Source organism: Streptomyces sp. NPDC046915 (assembly GCF_040644935.1).
Lineage (GTDB): Bacteria > Actinomycetota > Actinomycetes > Streptomycetales > Streptomycetaceae > Streptomyces.
In genome coordinates this window covers 245,551-266,254 of record NZ_JBEYXB010000001.1, presented here as the reverse complement: position 1 = coordinate 266,254, position 20,704 = coordinate 245,551, and the positions used below count along the sequence as shown (strand labels likewise).

Sequence of the window (20,704 nt, the reverse complement as noted above, 5' to 3'; positions counted from 1 at the left end):
CCGGCGCTTGCCACATCCCCCGCTGCGTCGCGCATGACACGCAGCGTCGCCTCGAACAGGAGTGCCGCGTTGACCTCGACAAGCCTGCCGGACAGCCTGATCGCCACCCTTCCGGGCTCCGCCTACACGGACCCCGGAATCTTCGCCCAGGAGCAGGAGCGCATCTTCGAGACGATGTGGTTCTGCGTCGCACGCGCCTCGGACCTGCCGAAGCCCGGCGCCTTCCGCACCGTCGACGTGGGCCGCGAGAGCATCCTCGTCACCCGGGCCCGGGACCACTCGATCCGCGCCTACTTCAACGTCTGCCGGCACCGCGGAGCCAAGCTCTGCACCGACGAGGCGGGCGAGGTCAAGCGCGCCTTCCAGTGCCCCTACCACGCCTGGACCTACGACCTCGAGGGCAAACTGGTCGCGGCACCCAACCTCACCAAGATGCCCGACGTCGGCCGCACCGAGTACGGCCTGGTGAGCGTGGCCGTCCGGGAATGGCTCGGCTACGTCTGGGTGTGCCTGGCGGAGGACCCGCCCTCCTTCGAGGAGGACGTCATCGGCGAGGTGGTCGCCCGCCTCGGTGACGTGGAGTCCATCGAGCGCTACGACATCGACAGTCTCGCGGTGGGCAGGCGGATCGTCTACGACGTCAGGGCCAACTGGAAGCTCATCATCGAGAACTTCATGGAGTGCTACCACTGCGCCACGATCCATCCCGAACTCACCGAAGTGCTGCCGGAGTTCGCGGACGGGTACGCCGCCCAGTACTACGTGGGCCACGGCGCCGAGTTCGGTACGGAGGTCCAGGGTTTCACGGTCGACGGCTCCGAGGGGCTGGACCGTATCCCGGGGGTGTCGACGGAGCAGGACCGCCGGTACTACGCGATCACCGTCAGGCCGCAGGTCTTCATCAACCTGGTGCCCGACCACGTGATCTTCCACCGGATGTACCCGGTCGCCGTCGACCGCACGATCGTCGAGTGCGACTGGCTCTACCTCCCGCACGTCGTGGGCGGCGGCAAGGACGTCAGCCGGTCCGTGGAGCTCTTCGACCGGGTCAACCGCCAGGACTTCGACGCCTGCGAGCGCACCCAGCCGGGGATGAGCTCACGGCTGTACGCCAAGGGCGGCGTGCTCGTCCCCAGTGAGCACCACATCGGCGCCTTCCACGACTGGGTGCACGAGCGTCTCGGTACGCGCCGGCCGGAGTGACGCGGCGGCGGGTGTGCCCGTGGCCCGCGCGGAGGATGTGCGCGGGCCGTACGGCGGTCGTGCTGTGCGTGCTCAGCCCAGGTACCCCATGCGATGGCTGATCTCCTCCGCGCCGTTGACCAGCACCGGAGCCAGCGCGTGCATGCGCTCCTCGGTGAACCGGTAGGAGGGCCCGGAGGCGCTGATCGACGCGATGACCTGCCCGTCCCGGTCACGGATCGGCGCGGCCATGGCGTGCAGCCCGATCTCCAGCTCCTCCAGCGTCCAGGCGTAACCGCGCTCGCGGGCCTCGGTGAGGTTCTTCTCCAGCTTCGCCTTCGAGGAGATCGTGCGGGGGGTCATCTTCTTCAGGCCGGCCTCGGTCAGTAGCGCGGCGCGTTCCTTGGCGGGCAGGTGAGCGAGGATGATCTTGCCGCTGGAGGTGGCGTGCAAGGGCGTCAGCTGGCCGACCCAGTTGTGCGCGGTGATGGCGCCGGGGCCGCGCACCTGGTAGAGGTTGATCGCATAGTGCTCCTGCATCACGGCGATGTTGACCGTCTCGCCGAGTTCCTCGGCCAGGCGCTCGCACACCGGACGACCCTGCTGGGTGATGTCGATGCGTCCCGTGACGGCGCCCGCCAGGCGGACGATGCCGAAGCCGAGCCGGTACTTGCCCCGCTCGCCCGACTGCTCGACGAGACCGCGCGCTTCCAGGGCGCCGAGCAGCCGGAACGCGGTCGACTTGTGCACGTCGATCTCCGCGGCCACCTCGCTCACGCCCGCTTCACCGCGCTGGGCCAGGATCTCGAGGACGCTGATGGCCCGGTCGACGGACTGCACTCCGCCGGTCTGCGACCCGTTGCTTTCGGTCTCCGGACTGTAGTTGCTCATAGCGGAACTATACGCGCAGTAAACAACGCCCTTGCAAGTAACCAGACCGCAATCAAGGCCTTACAAGTTGCGTTGTTCGCAACCTAGTGCGTATAGCGATACCCGTACTAGCATGCCCGCGTATCGATGGCGCGAGCGAGACGAGGCACCATGGCTCCCCAGCACTACGACTTCGTCATCGTCGGCGGTGGATCGGCCGGCAGCGCACTGGCGAACCGACTCTCGGCCGACCCCGCGAACCGGGTGCTCGTGCTCGAGGCGGGCCGTCCCGACTATCCCTGGGACGTGTTCATCCACATGCCCGCCGCGCTGACCTACCCCATCGGCAGCCGTTTCTACGACTGGAAGTACGAGTCCGAGCCGGAGCCCCACATGGGCGGCCGCCGCGTCTACCACGCCCGCGGCAAGGTGCTCGGCGGCTCCAGCAGCATCAACGGCATGATCTTCCAGCGCGGCAACCCCATGGACTACGAGCGCTGGGCCGCCGACCCCGGCATGGAGAGCTGGGACTACGCCCACTGCCTGCCGTACTTCCGCCGGATGGAGAACTGTCTGGCGGCCGACCCGGACGACGAGTTCCGCGGCCACGACGGCCCCCTCGTCCTGGAGCGCGGGCCGGCCACCAACCCGCTCTTCACCGCCTTCCTCGAGGCCACCCGGCAAGCGGGCCACGAGCCCACGGACGATGTGAACGGCTACCGGCAGGAAGGTTTCGCCAAGTTCGACCGCAATGTCCACCGCGGTCGGCGCCTGTCGGCGTCGAAGGCGTACCTCAAGCCCGTCAGGAAGCGGCCCAACCTCACCGTGCGCACCCGCGCCCTCGTCACCCGCGTCCTCTTCGAGGGCAAGAAGGCCGTCGGCGTCGAGTTCCGGCGCGGCAAGGGCGCCCTGAAGCAGGTCCGGGCCAAGGAGGTCGTCCTGTGCGGCGGCGCGATCAACTCCCCGCAGCTGCTTCAGCTCTCCGGTGTCGGCAACGCGAAGGAGCTGCGCGCCCTCGGCATCGACGTCGTCCACGACCTGCCGGGCGTCGGCGAGAACATGCAGGACCACCTGGAGGTGTACATCCAGTACGCCTGCAAGCAGCCCGTCTCCATGCAGCCGTACCTGGCGAAGTGGCGGGCCCCCTTCATCGGCCTTCAGTGGCTCTTCCGCAAGGGGCCGGCCGCCACCAACCACTTCGAGGCCGGCGGGTTCTGCCGCAGCAACGAGGACGTGGACTACCCCAACCTGATGTTCCACTTCCTGCCCATCGCGGTCCGCTACGACGGCTCCGTGCCCGCCGGCGGCCACGGCTACCAGGTCCACGTCGGGCCCATGTACTCCGACGCCATCGGCTCGGTGAAGATCAAGAGCAAGGATCCGGACGAACACCCGGCGCTGCGCTTCAACTACCTCTCCACCGAACAGGACCGCCGCGAGTGGGTCGAGGCGATCCGGGTGGCCCGGGGGCTCCTGAGCCAGCCCGCGCTCGCCGCCTACAACGACGGGGAGGTCTCGCCCGGCCCGTCCGTGGAGACGGACGAGGAGATCCTCGCCTGGGTCGCCAAGGACGGCGAGACCGCCCTGCATCCGTCCTGCACCTGCAAGATGGGCACCGACGAGATGTCCGTCGTCGACCCGCTCAGCATGCGGGTGCACGGGCTGGACGGGCTGCGCGTGGTGGACGCGTCGGTGATGCCGTACGTCACCAACGGCAACATCTACGCGCCGGTGATGATGATCGCCGAGAAGGCGGCGGACCTCATCCTCGGCAAGGAACCGCTGCCGCCCTCCGAGGCCGCGTACTACCGTCACCGCGACGCCCAGAAGCAGGCCGGGTAGACCATGGGGGCCGAGGCCCTGCGGGCGCTGCTCGCCCGGGTCCGCTACGAGGTGCTGCCGGCAAGGGCGACCGAGGAGAAGGTCCTCGCCCATGTGCCCCGCGACGTCGTGGTCACGGTCACGGCGTCCCCCGTCAAGGGCCTGGAGCCGACACTCGGTCTCACCGAGCGGCTCGCGGCGCACGGTTACCGTGTCGTCCCGCATGTGCCCGCACGGCTGCTGCGGGACGACACACACCTCAAGGAAGTCGCCGACCGGCTCCGGGCGGCGGGCGTCGACGACCTCTTCGTACCGGCGGGCGACGCCGACCCGCCGGCCGGGCCGTACGACGCGGCGCTGCCGGTCCTGCGCAGACTCGGCGAACTGGGCCGGCCCTTCGCGGACATGGGGATCACCGGCTATCCGGAGAGCCATCCGCTCATCCACGACGACGTCACCGTCCAGGCGATGTGGGACAAGCACGCGCACGCCACGTACATCGTGAGCAACCTGTGCTTCGACCCGCGCGTGCTCGGGGACTGGATCGCGCGGATCCGGCGCCGTGACGTGACCCTGCCCGTGTACGTGGGCGTCGCCGGGCCCGTGCAACGGGCGAAGCTGCTGTCCATGGCCACGAAGATCGGCGTGGGGGAGTCGACGCGCTTCCTCACCAGGCACGCCTCCTGGTTCCTGCGGTTCGCGGCGCCCGGTGGATACGACCCGGAGCGGCTGCTCGTGCGCGGCGCGGACGCGCTCACCGGGCCGTCGGCGGGTGTGGCCGGCCTGCACCTCTTCACCTTCAACCAGGTTGCCGAGACGGAGCGTTGGCGCCGTGCCCTGCTGGACCGGCTGGGCGGCTGAAATCGCAATCCACCGACCCCTTGACGTGCGTCGGCCCATTCCGCAAGTGTGTTCCACCACAAGCAATGCAGTGCATAATGCGCAACGAATTCGCTTCGAAGGGCGCGGCCGTGGCAGATCTGTACGTGGACGGACAGTGGCGCCCAGCGGTGGCCGGCGGCCACCGGGAGATCCGCTGTCCGGCGGACGGCACGCTGGTGGCGACGGTCTCCGAGGCGACCCGCCCCGACACCGAGGCGGCCATCGCCGCGGCCCGGCGCGCCTTCGACGACGGCCCCTGGCCGCGCACCCCCGAGCGCGAGCGCGGCGCACTGCTGCTGCGCACCGCCGACATCCTGGAACGCGACGCCAAGGAGTTCGCCCGCGCCGAGTCCCTCGACACCGGCAAGCGCCTGGTGGAGAGCGAGTACGACATCGCGGACGTCGTCTCCTGCTTCCGTTACTACGGCGGCATCGCCGGCACCAGCGCAGGCCGGGTGATCGACACCGGCCGCGACGACGCGCTCAGCCGGGTCAGCTACGAGCCCGTGGGCGTCTGCGGACTGATCACCCCCTGGAACTACCCGCTGTTGCAGGCCTCTTGGAAGGTCGCCCCGGCACTGCTCGCGGGCAACACCGTCGTTCTGAAGCCCAGCGAGCTCACGCCCTCCACCTCGATCCTGCTGATGAAGGCCCTGGAGGAGGCGGGGCTGCCGGCCGGCGCCGCCAATCTCGTGCTGGGCGCCGGAGCCGAGGCGGGCGCGCCGCTGTCCGAGCACCCGGCCGTCGACATGGTGTCGTTCACGGGAGGCCTGGAGACCGGACGGCGCATCATGGCCACCGCCGCCGCGACGGTGAAGAAGGTCGCGCTGGAACTCGGCGGCAAGAACCCGAACGTCGTCTTCGCCGACGCCGACTTCGAGACCGCCGTCGACTTCGCGCTCACCGCCGTCTTCCTGCACTCCGGGCAGGTCTGCTCGGCCGGTGCCCGGCTGGTCGTGGAGGACTCACTCCACGACGCCTTCGTCGACGAACTCGTCCGCCGCGCCCGGCTGATCCGCCTCGGCGGCCCCTTCGACCACGAGGCCGAGACCGGTGCGCTGGTCTCCGCACAGCACCGGGAGAAGGTCGAGGCGTACGTCGCGGCCGGCCTCGCGGAGGGCGCCGTACTGCGCTGCGGCGGCGCGCGCCCCGACGACCCCGCGCTGGAACGCGGCTTCTACTACCTGCCCACCGTCCTGGACGAGTGCCGGCAGGACATGCGCGTGGTGCACGAGGAGTCCTTCGGCCCCGTGCTCACGGTCGAGCGCTTCCATGACGAGGACGATGCCGTCCGCATCGCCAACGACACGGAGTACGGACTCGCCGGAGCCGTCTGGACGCAGGACGCGGGCAAGGCCCAGCGGGTGGCGCGCCGGCTGCGCCACGGCACCGTGTGGATCAACGACTACCACCCCTATGTGCCGCAAGCGGAATGGGGCGGTTTCGGGCGCTCGGGCGTGGGCCGTGAGCTGGGGCCGACCGGCCTTGACGAGTACCGGGAGCCCAAGCATGTCTGGCAGAACATCCAACCCCGGCCGCAGCGCTGGTTCCGCGGCTGAACGCCGAAAAGAGGTCACGATGACCCCAGCACAGACCGAGGTGTCGCAGCGGCGCGACACGTCCCAGGACCCCCAGGACCGCACCCCGGTCATCTCCGTGCGCCGGCTGTGGAAGGTGTTCGGGCCGAAGGCCGGCGAGGTGCCGGGCTCCGAGGAGCTGTGCGGGCTCACCCGCCGCGAGCTCATGGACCGCACCGGATGCACCGCTGCCGTACGGGACGTGAACTTCGAGGTGTCTCCCGGCGAGGTCTTCGTCGTCATGGGCCTGTCCGGCTCCGGCAAGTCGACCCTGGTGCGCTGTCTGACCCGGCTGATCGAACCCACCGCCGGGGAGATCGTCTTCGAGGGCGAGGACATCCGCGGCGCCGACCCCAGACGACTGCGCGAGATGCGGCGCAGCAAATTCTCCATGGTCTTCCAGCACTTCGGTCTGCTCCCGCACCGCAGGGTCGTCGACAACGTGGCGTTCGGCCTGGAGATCCGCGGCATGAGCAAGGCCGAACGCACCAAGCGCGCGCTGGAGGTCGTCGAGCTGGTGGGCCTGGCCGGGTACGAGAACTCCTACCCCGACCAGCTCTCCGGCGGTATGCAGCAGCGCGTCGGTCTCGCCCGCGCCCTCGCCGGCGACCCCGACATCCTCTTCTTCGACGAGCCGTTCTCCGCGCTCGACCCGCTGATCCGACGCGACATGCAGAGCGAGGTCATCCGCCTGCACCACGAGGTCGGCAAGACCATGGTGTTCATCACCCACGACCTCTCCGAGGCGCTGAAGCTGGGCGACCGCATCCTGATCATGCGCGACGGCAAGATGGTCCAGTGCGGCACCGGCGACGAACTGGTCGGCGCCCCCGCCGACGACTACGTACGGGACTTCGTCAAGGACGTGCCCCGCGGTGACGTACTCACCCTGCGGTGGATCATGCGCCCCGCGCAGCCCGACGACGCCCTCGACGGCCCCGAGTTCGGCCCGGACGTCGTGGTGCGCGAGGCCACCCGGGCGGTGCTCGCCGCCGAGAAGCCGGCCAAGGTCGTCGAGAACGGCAAACTGCTCGGCATCGTCGGCGACGAGGAGATCCTCTCCGTGGTCGCCGGTCAGGACGGCGGTGCGTGATGGCCGCGGTAGCCGACGCGACCACGGCGGTCGCGCCCCTGCGAAAAAGGATCAGCAGGCCCATGGTGGTCGCGGCGATCCTGGTCGGCTGGCTGGTGCTGTTCGCCGTGCTGCGCGGCCGGCAGACCCTGACCCTCGCGGCCGCCGACCTGACCGACCTGCACCGCTGGCTGAACGACGTCAACGACTCGATCGGCGCCAACCGCAACTCCAACCCGGTCTTCGTGTACGGCTTCAACGAGATCCGACTGGTCATCGACAACCTGGTGACCTTCGTCCAGTCCTTGATCTCGCAGCCCGCCGACGGCCGCCCGGTCCCGCAGATCGGCTGGCTCGGCGTCGTCGGGCTCACCGGCTACGTGTCGTGGGCCGTGGGCAACTGGCGGGTGGCTCTGCTGGCCGTGGCGGGCTTCACCTTCTTCGGGCTCCAGGGCCTGTGGCAGGAGAGCATGGACACGCTGGCGCTGACCCTGTCGGCGGTCATCGTGGCCCTGCTCATCGGCATCCCCCTCGGCGTGTGGGCCGGTCTGTCCGACCGGTTCAACCGGATCATGACGCCGTTCCTGGACTTCATGCAGACGATGCCGACCTTCGTCTACCTCGCCCCGCTGACGCTGATCTTCCTCATCGGAGGGGCCTCCGCGGTCATCACCACGGTGATCTACGCGGCGCCGCCGGCGATCCGAATCACCGCGCACGCCATCCGTTCCGTGCCCGCGACCACCGTCGAGGCGGCGGACTCGATGGGCACGACGAGGTCGCAGCAACTGCTGAAGGTGCTGCTGCCGATGTCGAAGCGGACCGTGGTCATGGGCGTCAACCAGACCATCATGGCCGCCCTGGCCATGGTGACCATCGCCGCCCTGATCGACGCGCCCGGTCTCGGCAAGACCGTCGTGCAGGCGCTCCAGTCGCTCGACGTCGGCACGGCCTTCAACGCCGGTCTCGCGATCGTCGTCATGGCCATCGTGCTGGACCGGGTCACCACGGCCGCGAGCGTGCGGGAGGAGGCGGCCCGGCGTGCGGGCCACCGCTTCACCGCCTGGCGGCGACCGCTGCTGATCGCGGGCGGGGTCGCCGCGGCGGTCCTGGTGTACCTGTCGCACACCTACGTCTGGGCGGCCGAGTTCCCCGGCCAGGGCACGGTGGGCAGCCACATCGCGAGCGCCGCCGACACCGCGACCACCTGGTTGCAGGACCATCTGTCGGGCCTGACCAACGCCTTCAGGAACGCGATCAGCTACGGCCTGCTCAACCCGTTCCAGACAGTGCTCACCGACTCCCCGTGGTGGCTGGTCGGCGCGGTCCTGGCCGGGCTCGGCGCGGCGCTCGGCGGCTGGCGTGCCGCCGTGATCGCCGGCGTGTGCGTCGGGCTGCTCGTCGGTACGGGGGTGTGGTCGGACGCGATGACGACCCTGGCCTCGACCGTGGTGGCGACGGCGCTGGTGATGCTGCTCGGTGTCGTCTTCGGCGTGTGGATGGGCCGCAGCGCGCTGGTGGACCGGCTGATCCGGCCCACCCTGGACGCCGCGCAGGTCATGCCGCCGTTCGTCTACCTCGTGCCGTTCCTGGCGCTCTTCGGCGCCACCCGCTTCACCGCCATCGTCGCCGCCGTGGTGTACGGGGCGCCCGTCGCGATCAAGATCATCGCGGACGGGGTGCGGAACGTGCCCGAGACCACCGTGGAGGCGGCCACCTCAGCCGGGTGCAACACCTGGCAGATCATCACCAAGGTCCAGCTGCCGATGGCACGCAGCGCCCTGACGCTCGCGACCAACCAGGGTCTGATCTACGTGCTGTCGATGGTTGTTGTGGGCGGCCTGGTGGGTGCCGGCGCCCTCGGCTACGACGTCGTGGCCGGCTTCTCTCAGGGAGAGCTGTACGGCAAGGGGCTGGCGGCAGGACTCGCCATCGTACTGCTCGGAGTCATGTTCGACCGGATCACTCAGGCTGCGGCGCGACGCACCAGGGCATAAAGGAGCGCGACACGATGGCAAGACACTGGCGGATCGGCGCGGCGGGCGTGGCCGTCCTCGGCCTCACCCTCACCGCCTGCGGCGGGGCGAAGGTCGGCGACAGTTCCTCCGCGGGCGGCTCGGGGAGCTCGGGCAAGTGCGGCACGTTCAACCTGGCCGTCAACCCCTGGGTGGGCTACGAGGCGGACGCGGCGGTCGTCGCGTACGTGGCGCAGAACGACCTCCACTGCACGGTCAACAAGAAGGACCTGAAGGAAGAGATCGCCTGGCAGGGCTTCGGCACCGGCGAGGTCGACACCGTCCTGGAGAACTGGGGCCACGACGACCTCAAGAAGAAGTACATCACCCAGCAGAAGACCGCCGTGGAGGCCGGTCAGACCGGCAACAAGGGCATCATCGGCTGGTTCGTGCCGCCGTGGCTGGCGAAGGCGCACCCGGACATCACCGACTGGAAGAACCTCGACAAGTACGCCGACCAGTTCAAGACCTCCGAGTCGGGCGGCAAGGGCCAGCTGCTGGACGGCGACCCGTCGTACGTCACGAACGACGCGGCGCTGGTGAAGAACCTGAAGCTGAACTTCAAGGTGGTGTACGCGGGCAGTGAGACCGCGCTCATCCAGTCCTTCCGCACGGCCGAGAAGAAGAAGCAGTGGATGATCGGCTACTTCTACGAGCCGCAGTGGTTCCTCTCCGAGGTGCCGCTGGTGAAGGTGAACCTGCCCAAGTACACGACGGGCTGCGACACCGACGCCGCCAAGGTCGCCTGCGACTACCCGGTCTACAACCTGGACAAGATCGTCAGCGCGAAGTTCGCCAAGTCGGGCAGTCCGGCGTACGACCTGGTGAAGAAGTTCAACTGGACGAACGACGACCAGAACACCGTGGCCAAGTACATCGCGGTGGACAAGATGTCGGACGAGGCGGCGGCCAAGAAGTGGGTCGACGCCAACCGCGACAAGGTCGACGCCTGGATCAAGTAGCCCTGGATCAAGTCCGGCCGAACCTGCCCGGCGGGCGGTGCGCACAGGTGCGCACCGCCCGCCGGGCATTGCCGTGTCCGGGCGGTGTTTCCCGCCGTTTTCCGACGTCACGGACCCCTTGACACCCCTCCTCGGCGGCAGGCACATTGAGTTGCGCAACCTGAACCAAGTTGCGCAGACAGCAACTGAACCGGTTTCGAGTTCGGAGGTTGGGCGATGGCGGGACCCCGAGTGGTCATCATCGGAGCGGGCGTCGTGGGAGCGGCCCTCGCGGACGAGATCTCCGCACGCGGCTGGACCGAAGTGACCGTGGTCGACCAGGGCCCCCTCCCGGCCACCGGGGGTTCGAGCTCGCACGCCCCGGGCCTGGTCTTCCAGACGAACCCCTCGAAGACGATGACGGAGCTGGCCCGCTACACCGTCGAGAAGCTCTGCTCCCTCGACGTCGACGGCAAGCCCTGCTTCCTCCAGGTCGGCGGCCTCGAAGTGGCGACCAGCCCCGAGCGCCTGGCCGAGCTGCACCGGCGCCACGGCTGGATCACCGCCTGGGGCATCGAGGCACGGCTGCTCACTCCCGACGAGTGCGTCGAGCGGCACCCGCTGGTCGACCGCGAGAAGGTCCTCGGCGGTCTCCTCGTCCCCACCGACGGCCTGGCCAAGGCCGTGCTCGCCGTCGAGGCGCAGATCCGCCGGGCCACCGAGCGCGGCGTGACCTTCCTGGCCCGGCACGAGGTGCTCGACGTGCTCCAGAGCGAGGGCAGGATCACCGGCGTCCGTACCGACCAGGGCGAGATCCCCGCCGACATCGTCGTGTGCTGCGCCGGCATCTGGGGCCCGAGGATCGCCCGCATGGCCGGGATGAACCTCCCGCTCACCCCGCTCGCCCACCAACTGGCCTGGACCGGCCCGGTACCGGTGCTCGCCGGCCAGACGGAGGAGGCCGTCCGCCCGATCCTGCGCCACCAGGACGCCGACCTCTACTACCGCGAGCGCTTCGACGGCCTCGGCATCGGCTACTACGGGCACCGCCCGATGCCGATCTCCGCCGACGACATCCTCTCCTTCGACGAGGCCGAGGAGATGCCCTCCGTCCTGAAGTTCACCGAGGAGGACTTCGAGGACGCCTGGACCGAGACCCGGTCCCTGCTTCCCGCCACCAGGGAGGCGAAGATCGAGGAGGGTATCAACGGCCTGTTCTCCTTCACCACCGACGGCTATCCCCTGCTCGGCGAGTCACCGGACGTCAAGGGCTTCTGGGTCGCCGAGGCCGTCTGGGTCACCCATTCCGCGGGAGTCGGGCGGGCCATGGCCGAGTGGCTGGTCGACGGCCACTGCTCCTCGTTCGACCTGCACGAGTGCGACGTCAACCGCTTCGAGCCGCACCAGCTCTCCCCGGAGTACGTCCTGGCCCGCGACTGCCAGAACTTCGCCGAGGTCTACGACATCCTCCACCCCCTCCAGCCTTCCGGGAAGCCGCGCCCGATCCGCACCAGCCCCTTCTACCGCCGCCAGCAGGAACACGGCGCGTTCTTCCTGGAGGCGAACGGCTGGGAGCGCCCCCAGTGGTACGAGGCCAACGCGGGACTGGTCGAAGGCCGTGACATCCCCACCCCCAACGACTGGGCCGCGCGCTACTGGTCGCCCGTCGTCGGCGCCGAGGCCCAGGTCACCCGCGAGACCGTCGCGATGTACGACATGACAGCCCTCAAGCGCCTGGAAGTGAGCGGCCCGGGCGCCGGCGCCTTCCTGGAGCGGCTGTGCACCGGCAAGGTCGCCAAGTCCGTCGGCTCGGTGACGTACACCCTGCTCCTGGACCACGACGGCGGCATCCGCAGCGACATCACCGTCGCCCGGCCGGCCCGCGACCTCTTCCAGGTCGGCGCCAACGGCAACCTGGACCTCGACTGGTTCAGCCGCCACCTCCCCGCCGACGGCACGGTCCAGGTCCGCGACATCACCGCCGGCACCTGCTGCATCGGCCTGTGGGGCCCGCTCGCCCGCGAGGTTCTCCAGCCCCTCACCGACGAGGACTTCTCGGGCGACGGCCTGAAGTACTTCCGCGCCAAGCGCGCCCACATCGGCAGCGTCCCGGTCACCGCGATGCGCCTGTCGTACGTCGGCGAGCTCGGCTGGGAGCTGTACACCACCGCCGACCTGGGCCAGAAGCTGTGGGACACCCTCTGGGCGGCGGCCGAGCCGCTCGGCGGCATCATCGCCGGCCGCGGCGCCTTCAACAGCCTCCGCCTGGAGAAGGGCTACCGCTCCTTCGGGACCGACATGACCTACGAGCACGATCCCTACGAGGCCGGAGTCGCTTTCGCCGTCAAGCCCGACAAGGGCGACTTCATCGGCAAGGAGGCGCTGGAGCGGCGCAGGGCCGACGTACGGCGCAGGCTGAGCTGCCTCACCATCGACGACCCGCAGGCCGTCGTCATGGGCAAGGAGCCGGTCTACGACGGCGACCGCGCCGTCGGCTACGTCACCAGCGCCGCCTACGGCCACACGATCGGCAAGGGCGTCGCCTACGCCTGGCTGCCCTCGGAACTGGCCACCCCCGGCACCACCGTGCACATCGGCTACTTCGACCGGCGCGTCGAGGCAGTCGTCGCCGAGGAGCCCCTGTTCGACCCGACCATGTCCCGCCTCCGTGGCTAGCCCTGCGGAAGGGGTCGTGGCCAACCGTGCAGAAGGAGTACAGCCGGTGACCGCACGCATCCTCGACGGCAGGGCGACCGCCGCCGGCATCCGTGGTGAACTCGCCGAACGCGTAGCCAAACTGACCGCCACGACCAGCCGGCCGCCGGGCCTCGGCACCGTCCTGGTCGGCGACGACCCCGGCAGTCGCGCCTACGTCGCCGGAAAGCACCGCGACTGCGCGCAGGTGGGCATCGCCTCGCTCCGCCGCGAGCTGCCCGCCGACGCGACCCAGCGGCAGGTCGAGGAGGTCATCGACGAACTCAACGCCGACCCGGCCTGCACCGGCTACATCGTCCAGCTCCCGCTCCCACGCCACCTGGACGCGAACGCCGTCCTCGAGCGCATGGACCCGGCCAAGGACGCCGACGGCCTGCACCCCGTCAACCTCGGCCGGCTCGTCCTCGGCGTCGACGCCCCGCTGCCCTGCACCCCGCGCGGCATCGTCGAACTGCTCCGCCGGTACGAGGTCCCGCTCGCCGGAGCGCGCGTGTGCGTGATCGGCCGGGGCATCACCGTAGGACGGCCGATCGGGCTCCTGCTCACCCGCCGCTCCGAGAACGCCACCGTCACCCTGTGCCACACCGGAACCAAGGGCCTGGCGTGGCACGTGCGCGAGGCGGACATCGTCGTCGCGGCCGCCGGCTCACCTGGACTGATCACCAAGGACATGCTGCGCCCCGGCGCCGCCGTCCTGGACGTCGGCATCACCCGCACCGAACGCGGCCTTGCGGGCGACGTCCACCCGGAGGCCGCCCAGGTAGCCGGATGGCTCGCGCCGATGCCCGGGGGAGTGGGGCCCATGACCCGGGCGATGCTGCTCGCCAACGTCGTGGAGGCCGCCGAGAGGAACGTGCTGCTCGCGGGGAACTGACGGACTCAGAGCCAACGCTGTGCCGCTTCGACGCTGTCCCCGCCGCTGGTGTTGAACGCGATGGCGGCCTGCGGCGCATGGCGGCGGACGAGGTTCACGATCTGCTCGAACAGGGGGAGCAACTGCTCCGTCTTACGGATCCCGCCGCCGATGACGATCACGTCCCACGGGCGCTCGGTCAATGACGCGATGAGCGTGGACTCGGCCGATTCGTCGAGCACGAGCAGCGTCATGGCCGCGTCGATACCGTGTTCACCGAACCGGGCCAACTCCGTGTCGAGAGCCGTACGAAGGGCCGCACCGTCGACGCCGGGTATCGCCAGCGGGTCGTAACCGACAACAAGCACTGAGGACATGAGGCCAACCTACCGGTTCGCCGGTCGACCGTGACCATGCCCTCGAGGTGGTCGGGGAGTGTCGGAAGGGAGCCGATCCCGGACAACCATCTCCCTGTCGCCGGGGTCTGAAGGGGCGGCAAACTGATCGCCAAGTCCCGCTTGGAGGAAACATGCGCAAGGCATCGCGCGGAGCGTTACTCGCCGCGACCGCGATGGTGGGCCTGTCCCTGGCCGTATCGGCTCCCACCGCGTTCGCCGACGCGGGCGCCGGCACGGCCGCCGCCTGTGCGACCGGCTGGGGCAGCCAGCCGAAGTCGGCGACGAACGACGCACCCGCGCTCCTGACGAACATCAGGACAGGCAGTCACGACTGCTACGACCGCATCGTCTTCGACATCCCCGCCGGCAGCACCAGCCGGCTCGGCTACACCGTCCAGTACGTCGACGCCTTCTACCAGGACGGCAGCGGGGACCCGATCCCGGTGTCCGGCGGCGCGATCCTGGAGATCCGCGTCTCCGCGTCCTCGTACGACACGGAGCACCACACGACGACCTACCCGGGCAAGGGCAAGCAGCCGCTCCCCGGTGTGGACCTGACGGGCTACAAGACCTTCCGGGACGCCAAGTTCGGCGCCAGCTTCGAGGGCCAGAGCCAGGTCGGTCTGGGCGTGCGCGCCCGCCTGCCGTTCAAGGTGACCCAGCTGTCCGACAAGCTCGTGGTGGACGTCGCCCATTCCTGGTGAGGCGGCCTGACGGCCCACGTCGGTTGAGCTGAGCCACGCGCCGTACGACCGGCGGCGCGTGGCGTTCAAAGGAGGCCGGCCCAGTCCTGGGCGACGGCCCAGTCGGTGAAGCTGTGCCAGCCGACTTCGGGGTAGTCACGTCGCAGCCCGGTGACATCGACGTCGAGGCCGGCGGTTGTGAAGTACTCGAACATGGCCGCCAGGTCCGCCGATCGGGTCCGGACGTAAGTCAGCGGCACCTCTCGGTGGGTGACCGGGCGACCCGTGGCGGCCGCGAGGATCTCCGCCATCTGACCGGGGGTGCGCGCGTCGGAGGCGATGTCGATGCGGCGGCCGGTGAACTCGGCACGGCGCTGGAGGGCCAGCGCGGCGAACGCGCCGATGTCGGAGACGGGGATGAGGGCCAGCGGCCGGTCGCCGGGCATGGGCCAGTCGAAGGTGCCTTCGCGCAGCCCGTCGAGGGTCCAGCCGCCGGTGTAGTTGTCCATGAACGCCGCCGGGGCGATCACCGTCCAGGGCACCCCGGCCGCACGCAGGTGCTGCTCGATCACGTGCTTGCTCTCGTAGTGCGGGACGCCGGTGCCCCGGTCGGCGTGGGCGGCGGAGGTGAACACAATGTGCTCCAGGCGGACATCCGCCGCGGTGTCGACGAGGGTCCTGCCCTGCCGGACTTCGGTGGCGGTGTCGGTGCCGAACGGGGTGGTGACCGCGAAGAGGGAGTCCGCTCCGGTCAGTGCGGCCTTCAGGGATGTGCGGTCGTCGAAGTCGGCGCGGCGCACCTCGGCACCGAGGTCACGCAGGGCGTCGGCGGCGGGTGAGTCGGGACGGCGGGTGAGTGCGCGCACCCGGTGACCGGCTGCCAGCAAGGCACGGGCGGTGGCCCAGCCCTGGGCTCCGGTGGCTCCGGTGACGGCGACGGTGAGCATGGGTTCTCCCTTGGATCACGGCATCGATGTGTGACGCATTTACTGCGCTACGCAGAAGAGTAGCAGGAGGTCGCTGCGTCACGCAGTGATCCTGGGTTCGTCGTCGCGGGCCGTGATGTCGATGCCGCGGCCGGGCGTGCTCCGGGTGTAATTGAAAAAACCACGACGACCGAAAAACACCCACTGCCGGGCCGCAGGGTGTTTCGACCGGCCTCACTGTGAAACATTCGGGCGAGATCGAGCAACACCGGTTGAGTATCGCCCTTGAAAAGGAAACGAGTTGTCGCTCACCACGGGATCAGGACACCGGTCCTTGCACGTCCTCACGCCGGCCAGTGAAAAATCCAAGATCGCTGACTGGGCCGGTGGAAAAGGGAAGAACCTCCACGCCCTGAGCATGTCCGGCTTTCACATACCGAGCTGGTCGATCCTCGGCCTGAATGTCTTCGAAGAATTCCGCCGCGGCAGCGGACTGGACGAGCACCTGACGCCGCTGCTCGCCGACGGCCGGCAGCCGAATGCCCGGCAGGTCGCCGACGAGATCGCCCGTCTGATCGAGTCGGCGCCCCTCGGTGAGCGGGTCACGGAGGCCATCGCCCTGGCCTACCGGCGGGCCGGCGGCGGTGCGGTGGCCGTGCGCTCGTCCGGCGCGGAGGAGGACGGCGTGCGGCACTCCTTCGCCGGCCAGTTCGACAGCTTCCTCAACGTCCGCGGCCTCGACGAGGTCGTCTCCCATGTCCGCCGCTGCTGGGCCTCCGGATTCTCCGAGCGCTCCCTGTGCTACCGGGCGCGGCACCGGCTGCCGGTCGACGCCGGTGGCGTCGCCGTGATCGTGCAGCGCATGGTGCCCGCCGAGCGCAGCGGTGTGCTGTTCACCGCCGACCCGACGACCGGCCGTACCGACCGCCATGTGGTCAGCGCCGTCCACGGGCTGGGGGAGGGGCTGGTCTCGGGCGCGGTCGACGCGGACACCATCGTCCTGGACGCCACCACCGGCGAGCCGCTGACCACGGTGGTCGGCGACAAACAGGAGCGTTACGACGCCGGATCCGGCCCCGGCTGCCAGGTTTCGCCCGTCGCGGACGATGACCGCGCGGCGCTGTCCCTGACCGCCGCCGAACTGGCCCGGGTGCACGAGACCGGCGTCCGCATCGCCGCGGACCGCGGCGCGCCCCAGGACATCGAGTGGGCCATCGCCGAGGACACCCTGTGGATCCTCCAGAGCCGCCCGGTCACCACCCTCGCCCCCGCCCCCGCCCCAGCGCCGGAGCCTGAGGGTGAGCTGCGTATCTGGGACAACTCCAACATCGTGGAGAGCTTCAGCGGTGTCGTGTCCCCGCTGACCTACAGCTTCGCCGCCGACACCTACGCCAAGGTGTACGACAGTTACGCCCGCGCCCTGGGCGTCCGCGGCGAGCGGCTGCGCGAGGTGCGGGAGTGGACCCCGCATCTGCTCGGCCATGTCCACGGGCGGGTCTACTACAACCTGTTCCACTGGTACCGCATGGTGCGCCTGGCCCCGCTGTACCGGCTCAACCGGCGCGTTCTCGAGAAAAGCCTCGGCGTCGCGGAAAGCATCTCCGACGAGACGGCCGACACGCTCCATCCGTTCACGCCGCAATTCGGGCTGCGCGGACGGCTGTCGCGTCTGGCCCGAACGACGATCTTCGTCAGGAGATTCCTCACCACGCGGAAATCCGTGGAGACCTTCCACAGGGATTTCTACCGGGCGTACGCGATCTTCAACAATGTCGATTACGACGCGCTGCCCGGCGATGAAACCTACCGCCGCTTTCGCCGGTTGCAGCGTGAACTCATCGAGAAATGGGGCCCGATGCAGGTCCTGGACGCGACGGTCCTGCTCTCCTTGGGACTGCTGGCCCTGCTCACCCGCAGATGGCTGCCGGCCGCACCGGAGTGGTTCACCTGGGCCGCGGCCGCCCCCGGCGGCGCCGTGGAGTCCGCGGAACCGGTGTGGGCGCTGCGCGAACTGGCAGCCGAGGCACGCGCCGACACCGACGTCCTGCGACTGCTGGAACAAACCCCCGACTCCGAGGCCCTCCAGGCGCTCCGCGATGCCGGCCACACCCGTTTCCTGGCCGCGGTCGACGCGTACATCGCCGACTACGGCTACCGCAGCCCCGACGAGCTCAAACTCGAGGTCCCCGACCTGCACGAGAACCCGGCAGGACTGTTCACCCTGCTGCGCGACGCGCTGCCGGCCACCGCGGAGGCCGGCGTGCCGGACCGCGGCGGTGACGCCGACGCCTACCTCGACGAGCATCTGCGCGGCCCGCGCCGGCTGCTGTACGAGCGGGTGCGGGGCAAGGCGCGGGCGGCCCTCGCCGACCGGGAACGGCTGAGGTTCTGCCGCACCCGCGCCTTCGGGGCGGCCAAACGCATGCTGCGCGCCCTGGGCCTCGATCTGGCACGCGCCGGCGCCATCGACACCCGGGACGACGTCTTCATGCTGCGCCTGGACGAGATCACCGGTGCCTACGAGGGCATGATCGCCCACACCGAGCTGCGGGACCTGGTCGCGCTGCGCCGCGGACGACTGGCCGCCGACACCGCACTGCACGCCCCGTCCCGCTTCACCACTCGCGGCGCCCCGTACTGGTCGGGCAACCTGGAGAGAGCCGGCTGGACGAACGGTCCGGCCGCCCCCAGCGGAGCCCGCGAGCTGCGCGGCACCCCCTGCTGCCCCGGCGTCGTCGAAGGTCCCGCCGTGGTCACCGCCGCCCCGCACGACATCAGCGGCGGCGTCCTGGTCACCTACCGCACCGACCCAGGCTGGGTCGCCGCACTGCCCTCGGCCGCCGCCCTCGTCATCGAACGCGGCAGCCCGCTCACCCATGTCGCCGTCGTGGCACGAGAACTGGGCATCCCGACCGTGGTCCAGGTCAAGGACGTCACCACCGAGATCCGCAGCGGCACCCGGCTGCGCGTCGACGGCACCGCCGGGACGGTCACCGTACTCGCCGACCCGCCCGACGAGGGCACGGCCGCCGCCCGGCACACCCCCCGAACGGAGACCCACCCGTGATCCTCACCGAGGACCGACTTCAGGACCTGCTCGACAAGTCCCTCGCCGAACTGCCCCGCGGCACCGAGTGGGCCGTGACCCTGGAAGGCTCGATCGCGGAGGGGTTCGGCAATCCCTCCTCCGACATCGACTTCCTGCTCGTCGGCCGCCGCGAGGACGACCTGCCGGCCATGCCGTCGCTGCTCTTCGTGGACGGCCGGCGGGTGGAGATCCGCACCCAGTCGGTGCGGCAACTCGCCGACCGGTTACGCGCGGTGGAGGAGGGTGCCGAACGGCCCGGCCGGCTCTCCGAGGATCTCCTCAACCGCTGCCAGCGGCTGCTGCACAGCCACCCGCTGCGCGGCCACGCCCTGGTCGAGGAGGTGAAGGCGATGCTGCCCGTCGAGCGGTTCCGCCGGATCACCGCCGGCTGGTGGGCGCACCGGGCCCGCCAGTCCCTGCGGCACGCGATGGCGCTGCTGTGCCTCGGCGAGTGCGACGAGGCGGTCGACTGGACCCGCGCCGGGCTCGTCCAGACCGTCAAGTCCTGGGCGGCCGGCCTGGGCGAGACCTACCTCGAACCCAAGTGGCTGTCCTTGCAGTTGGACCGGGCCGGCCACGCGGACGTACGCGACCGCTACTGGGAACTGGCGGCCACCGACCCCGCCGCGGGCGACGCCGAGGCCGCCCACGCCCACCTGGCCGCCTGCCTCGCCTTCGCCGAGGAAGTCGGTCTCACCGGTGTCCCCTGGCGGGCCGAGCGGCTCACCGTCGAACGCGTGGCCGGGGTGACCACCTGGCAGACCGGCGACCGCGTCCACGTCATCCGCGGCCGGCGCGAGGTGTTCGCCCTCGGCGAGGACTCCGGCGCCGTCTGGCGCTCCCTCGTCCTGGGCCGGCCGCTGCCCCGGGTGCTGGCCGCGGCCACGGACACCGGCGTCGCCGACCCCGGCCCGCCGCTGGCCGCTTTCCTGCGCTACGGGCTGATCCGCCTCGCCTGGAAGGGCGGCGGCACCGTCACCCCCGCGCTGCCGCTCGCCGCCCCGCCCGGACCTGTCACCCCGCCGCCCTCCACCGCACAGCCACTGCTGTCGGTGCGCGGCGCGGCCGTCGGCGGACCCGGCGCCGTCGACCTCCTGCCGCTGCCCGCCGACCGGTTCGCCGCCGCGGCCATGGCCCTGGTGTGGTCCAACGTGGTCGTCGAGAACGCCGTCGAGGACCTGACCGGCGCCCTGCGACGCGGCCAGTGGCGTGTTGCCGAACTCACCGCGCGTCGCGCCGTACACGCCGCTCTGCGCGGGCTGTTCAGCGCCCACGGGGTCCATCCGCTGCCCGCCGACCCCGACCTCGTACGCCGCTTCGACCTGCTGCCGCCCACCACCGGGCCGATCGGGGCGCACGCCGGCGAACTGCTCCGGCGCACCGTCGACTCGGCACAGCACGGCGACACCCTGCTCACGGAACTGCGCGCCTACATCGGCCGGGTCCGCGACACCGTGGGCGCCGGCTCCTTCCCGCTCTCCTTCGACTCCGCGGACACCTGGCGGGCCACCCTCCAGATCGGCTACGACTGGCTGCGCATCGGCGCCCACCTCGACGCGGAACTGCCCATCGAAGAGGCCCGCGACCTGCTGGCCTGCAACGGCGCCCAGCCCCACCAGGCCCTGTGACGGCACCAGGACCCGTGACAGCACCCCGCCGACCTGCCACCCCGGAGCCACCG

Annotated in this window: 15 protein-coding genes; 12 read left to right on the top strand and 3 right to left on the bottom strand. The window is 70.3% G+C overall.

Translation table 11 applies throughout. The features are described from left to right. Window positions 1-69 precede the first annotated feature (69 nt). A complete protein-coding gene (locus ABZ915_RS01115) occupies window positions 70-1,203 on the top strand; it encodes an aromatic ring-hydroxylating dioxygenase subunit alpha (RefSeq protein WP_361793742.1) in 1,134 nt (377 codons plus the stop codon). 72 nt (window positions 1,204-1,275) lie between these two features. On the opposite strand, the gene ABZ915_RS01110 is transcribed toward ABZ915_RS01115, so the two are convergent. Continuing rightward, a complete protein-coding gene (locus tag ABZ915_RS01110) occupies window positions 1,276-2,073 on the bottom strand; it encodes an IclR family transcriptional regulator (protein WP_361793739.1) in 798 nt (265 codons plus the stop codon). A 150-nt stretch (window positions 2,074-2,223) separates the two neighbouring features. Between ABZ915_RS01110 and betA the strand changes: the two genes are divergently transcribed. The 8 genes from betA to ABZ915_RS01070 all read left to right on the top strand — a co-directional run bounded on the left by betA (window position 2,224) and on the right by ABZ915_RS01070 (window position 13,949). Next, entirely contained in the window at window positions 2,224-3,894 is a 1,671-nt protein-coding gene (gene betA, locus ABZ915_RS01105) for a choline dehydrogenase (protein WP_361793736.1), read from the top strand. A 3-nt stretch (window positions 3,895-3,897) separates the two neighbouring features. Next, complete coding sequence (locus ABZ915_RS01100; protein ID WP_361793733.1) at window positions 3,898-4,734, top strand: 5,10-methylenetetrahydrofolate reductase; 837 nt, start codon at window positions 3,898-3,900, stop codon at window positions 4,732-4,734. A gap of 110 nt (window positions 4,735-4,844) precedes the next feature. After that, window positions 4,845-6,314 (top strand): aldehyde dehydrogenase family protein, encoded by a 1,470-nt coding sequence (locus tag ABZ915_RS01095; protein WP_361793730.1) that lies wholly within the window; start codon window positions 4,845-4,847, stop codon window positions 6,312-6,314. 19 nt (window positions 6,315-6,333) lie between these two features. After that, window positions 6,334-7,425, top strand: a complete 1,092-nt coding sequence (locus tag ABZ915_RS01090) for a glycine betaine/L-proline ABC transporter ATP-binding protein (RefSeq protein ID WP_361793727.1) — start codon at window positions 6,334-6,336, stop codon at window positions 7,423-7,425. Continuing rightward, window positions 7,425-9,401 carry an ABC transporter permease subunit gene (locus tag ABZ915_RS01085; RefSeq protein WP_361793724.1) on the top strand — a complete coding sequence of 659 codons (1,977 nt, stop codon included), beginning with the start codon at window positions 7,425-7,427 and terminating at the stop codon, window positions 9,399-9,401. The genes ABZ915_RS01090 and ABZ915_RS01085 overlap by 1 nt, the downstream gene beginning before the upstream one ends. 14 nt (window positions 9,402-9,415) lie before the next feature. After that, window positions 9,416-10,381, top strand: coding sequence for an ABC transporter substrate-binding protein (locus ABZ915_RS01080; RefSeq protein WP_361793721.1), 966 nt, complete (start codon window positions 9,416-9,418; stop codon window positions 10,379-10,381). A gap of 216 nt (window positions 10,382-10,597) precedes the next feature. Continuing rightward, entirely contained in the window at window positions 10,598-13,036 is a 2,439-nt protein-coding gene (locus ABZ915_RS01075) for an FAD-dependent oxidoreductase (RefSeq protein ID WP_361793718.1), read from the top strand. Between the two features lie 46 nt (window positions 13,037-13,082). Beyond that, the gene (locus tag ABZ915_RS01070; RefSeq protein WP_361793715.1) at window positions 13,083-13,949 is read left to right on the top strand and encodes a bifunctional methylenetetrahydrofolate dehydrogenase/methenyltetrahydrofolate cyclohydrolase; all 867 of its coding nucleotides are present in this window, start codon (window positions 13,083-13,085) and stop codon (window positions 13,947-13,949) included. 5 nt (window positions 13,950-13,954) lie between these two features. Here the strand turns inward: ABZ915_RS01070 and ABZ915_RS01065 are convergent, their stop codons facing one another. Next, the gene (locus ABZ915_RS01065) at window positions 13,955-14,305 is read right to left on the bottom strand and encodes a hypothetical protein (RefSeq protein ID WP_361793712.1); all 351 of its coding nucleotides are present in this window, start codon (window positions 14,303-14,305) and stop codon (window positions 13,955-13,957) included. A 152-nt stretch (window positions 14,306-14,457) separates the two neighbouring features. Here ABZ915_RS01065 and ABZ915_RS01060 point away from each other — a divergent pair, with 152 nt between their 5' ends. Next, window positions 14,458-15,030: a hypothetical protein gene (locus ABZ915_RS01060; protein WP_361793709.1), complete on the top strand. Its 573-nt coding sequence runs from the start codon at window positions 14,458-14,460 to the stop codon at window positions 15,028-15,030. 65 nt (window positions 15,031-15,095) lie between these two features. Here the strand turns inward: ABZ915_RS01060 and ABZ915_RS01055 are convergent, their stop codons facing one another. After that, complete coding sequence (locus ABZ915_RS01055) at window positions 15,096-15,956, bottom strand: NmrA/HSCARG family protein (RefSeq protein ID WP_361793706.1); 861 nt, start codon at window positions 15,954-15,956, stop codon at window positions 15,096-15,098. 280 nt (window positions 15,957-16,236) lie between these two features. Here ABZ915_RS01055 and ABZ915_RS01050 point away from each other — a divergent pair, with 280 nt between their 5' ends. After that, on the top strand, window positions 16,237-19,002 hold the full coding sequence (locus tag ABZ915_RS01050; protein ID WP_361793704.1) for a phosphoenolpyruvate synthase: 2,766 nt from the start codon (window positions 16,237-16,239) through the stop codon (window positions 19,000-19,002). Next, window positions 18,999-20,651 (top strand): hypothetical protein, encoded by a 1,653-nt coding sequence (locus ABZ915_RS01045; protein ID WP_361793701.1) that lies wholly within the window; start codon window positions 18,999-19,001, stop codon window positions 20,649-20,651. Before ABZ915_RS01050 ends, ABZ915_RS01045 begins: the two co-directional genes overlap by 4 nt. The last annotated feature ends 53 nt before the right edge of the window (window positions 20,652-20,704 follow it).

Bases quoted from the DNA above. Each gene is read 5' to 3' on its own strand.
- ABZ915_RS01110 (WP_361793739.1), bottom strand. From the start codon at position 2,073: ATGAGCAACTACAGTCCGGAGACCGAAAGCAACGGGTCGCAGACCGGC.
- ABZ915_RS01065 (WP_361793712.1), bottom strand. From the start codon at position 14,305: ATGTCCTCAGTGCTTGTTGTCGGTTACGACCCGCTGGCGATACCCGGC.
- ABZ915_RS01055 (WP_361793706.1), bottom strand. From the start codon at position 15,956: ATGCTCACCGTCGCCGTCACCGGAGCCACCGGAGCCCAGGGCTGGGCC.
- ABZ915_RS01080 (WP_361793721.1), top strand. From the start codon at position 9,416: ATGGCAAGACACTGGCGGATCGGCGCGGCGGGCGTGGCCGTCCTCGGC.
- ABZ915_RS01060 (WP_361793709.1), top strand. From the start codon at position 14,458: ATGCGCAAGGCATCGCGCGGAGCGTTACTCGCCGCGACCGCGATGGTG.
- ABZ915_RS01100 (WP_361793733.1), top strand. From the start codon at position 3,898: ATGGGGGCCGAGGCCCTGCGGGCGCTGCTCGCCCGGGTCCGCTACGAG.
- ABZ915_RS01075 (WP_361793718.1), top strand. From the start codon at position 10,598: ATGGCGGGACCCCGAGTGGTCATCATCGGAGCGGGCGTCGTGGGAGCG.
- betA (WP_361793736.1), top strand. From the start codon at position 2,224: ATGGCTCCCCAGCACTACGACTTCGTCATCGTCGGCGGTGGATCGGCC.
- ABZ915_RS01085 (WP_361793724.1), top strand. From the start codon at position 7,425: ATGGCCGCGGTAGCCGACGCGACCACGGCGGTCGCGCCCCTGCGAAAA.
- ABZ915_RS01090 (WP_361793727.1), top strand. From the start codon at position 6,334: ATGACCCCAGCACAGACCGAGGTGTCGCAGCGGCGCGACACGTCCCAG.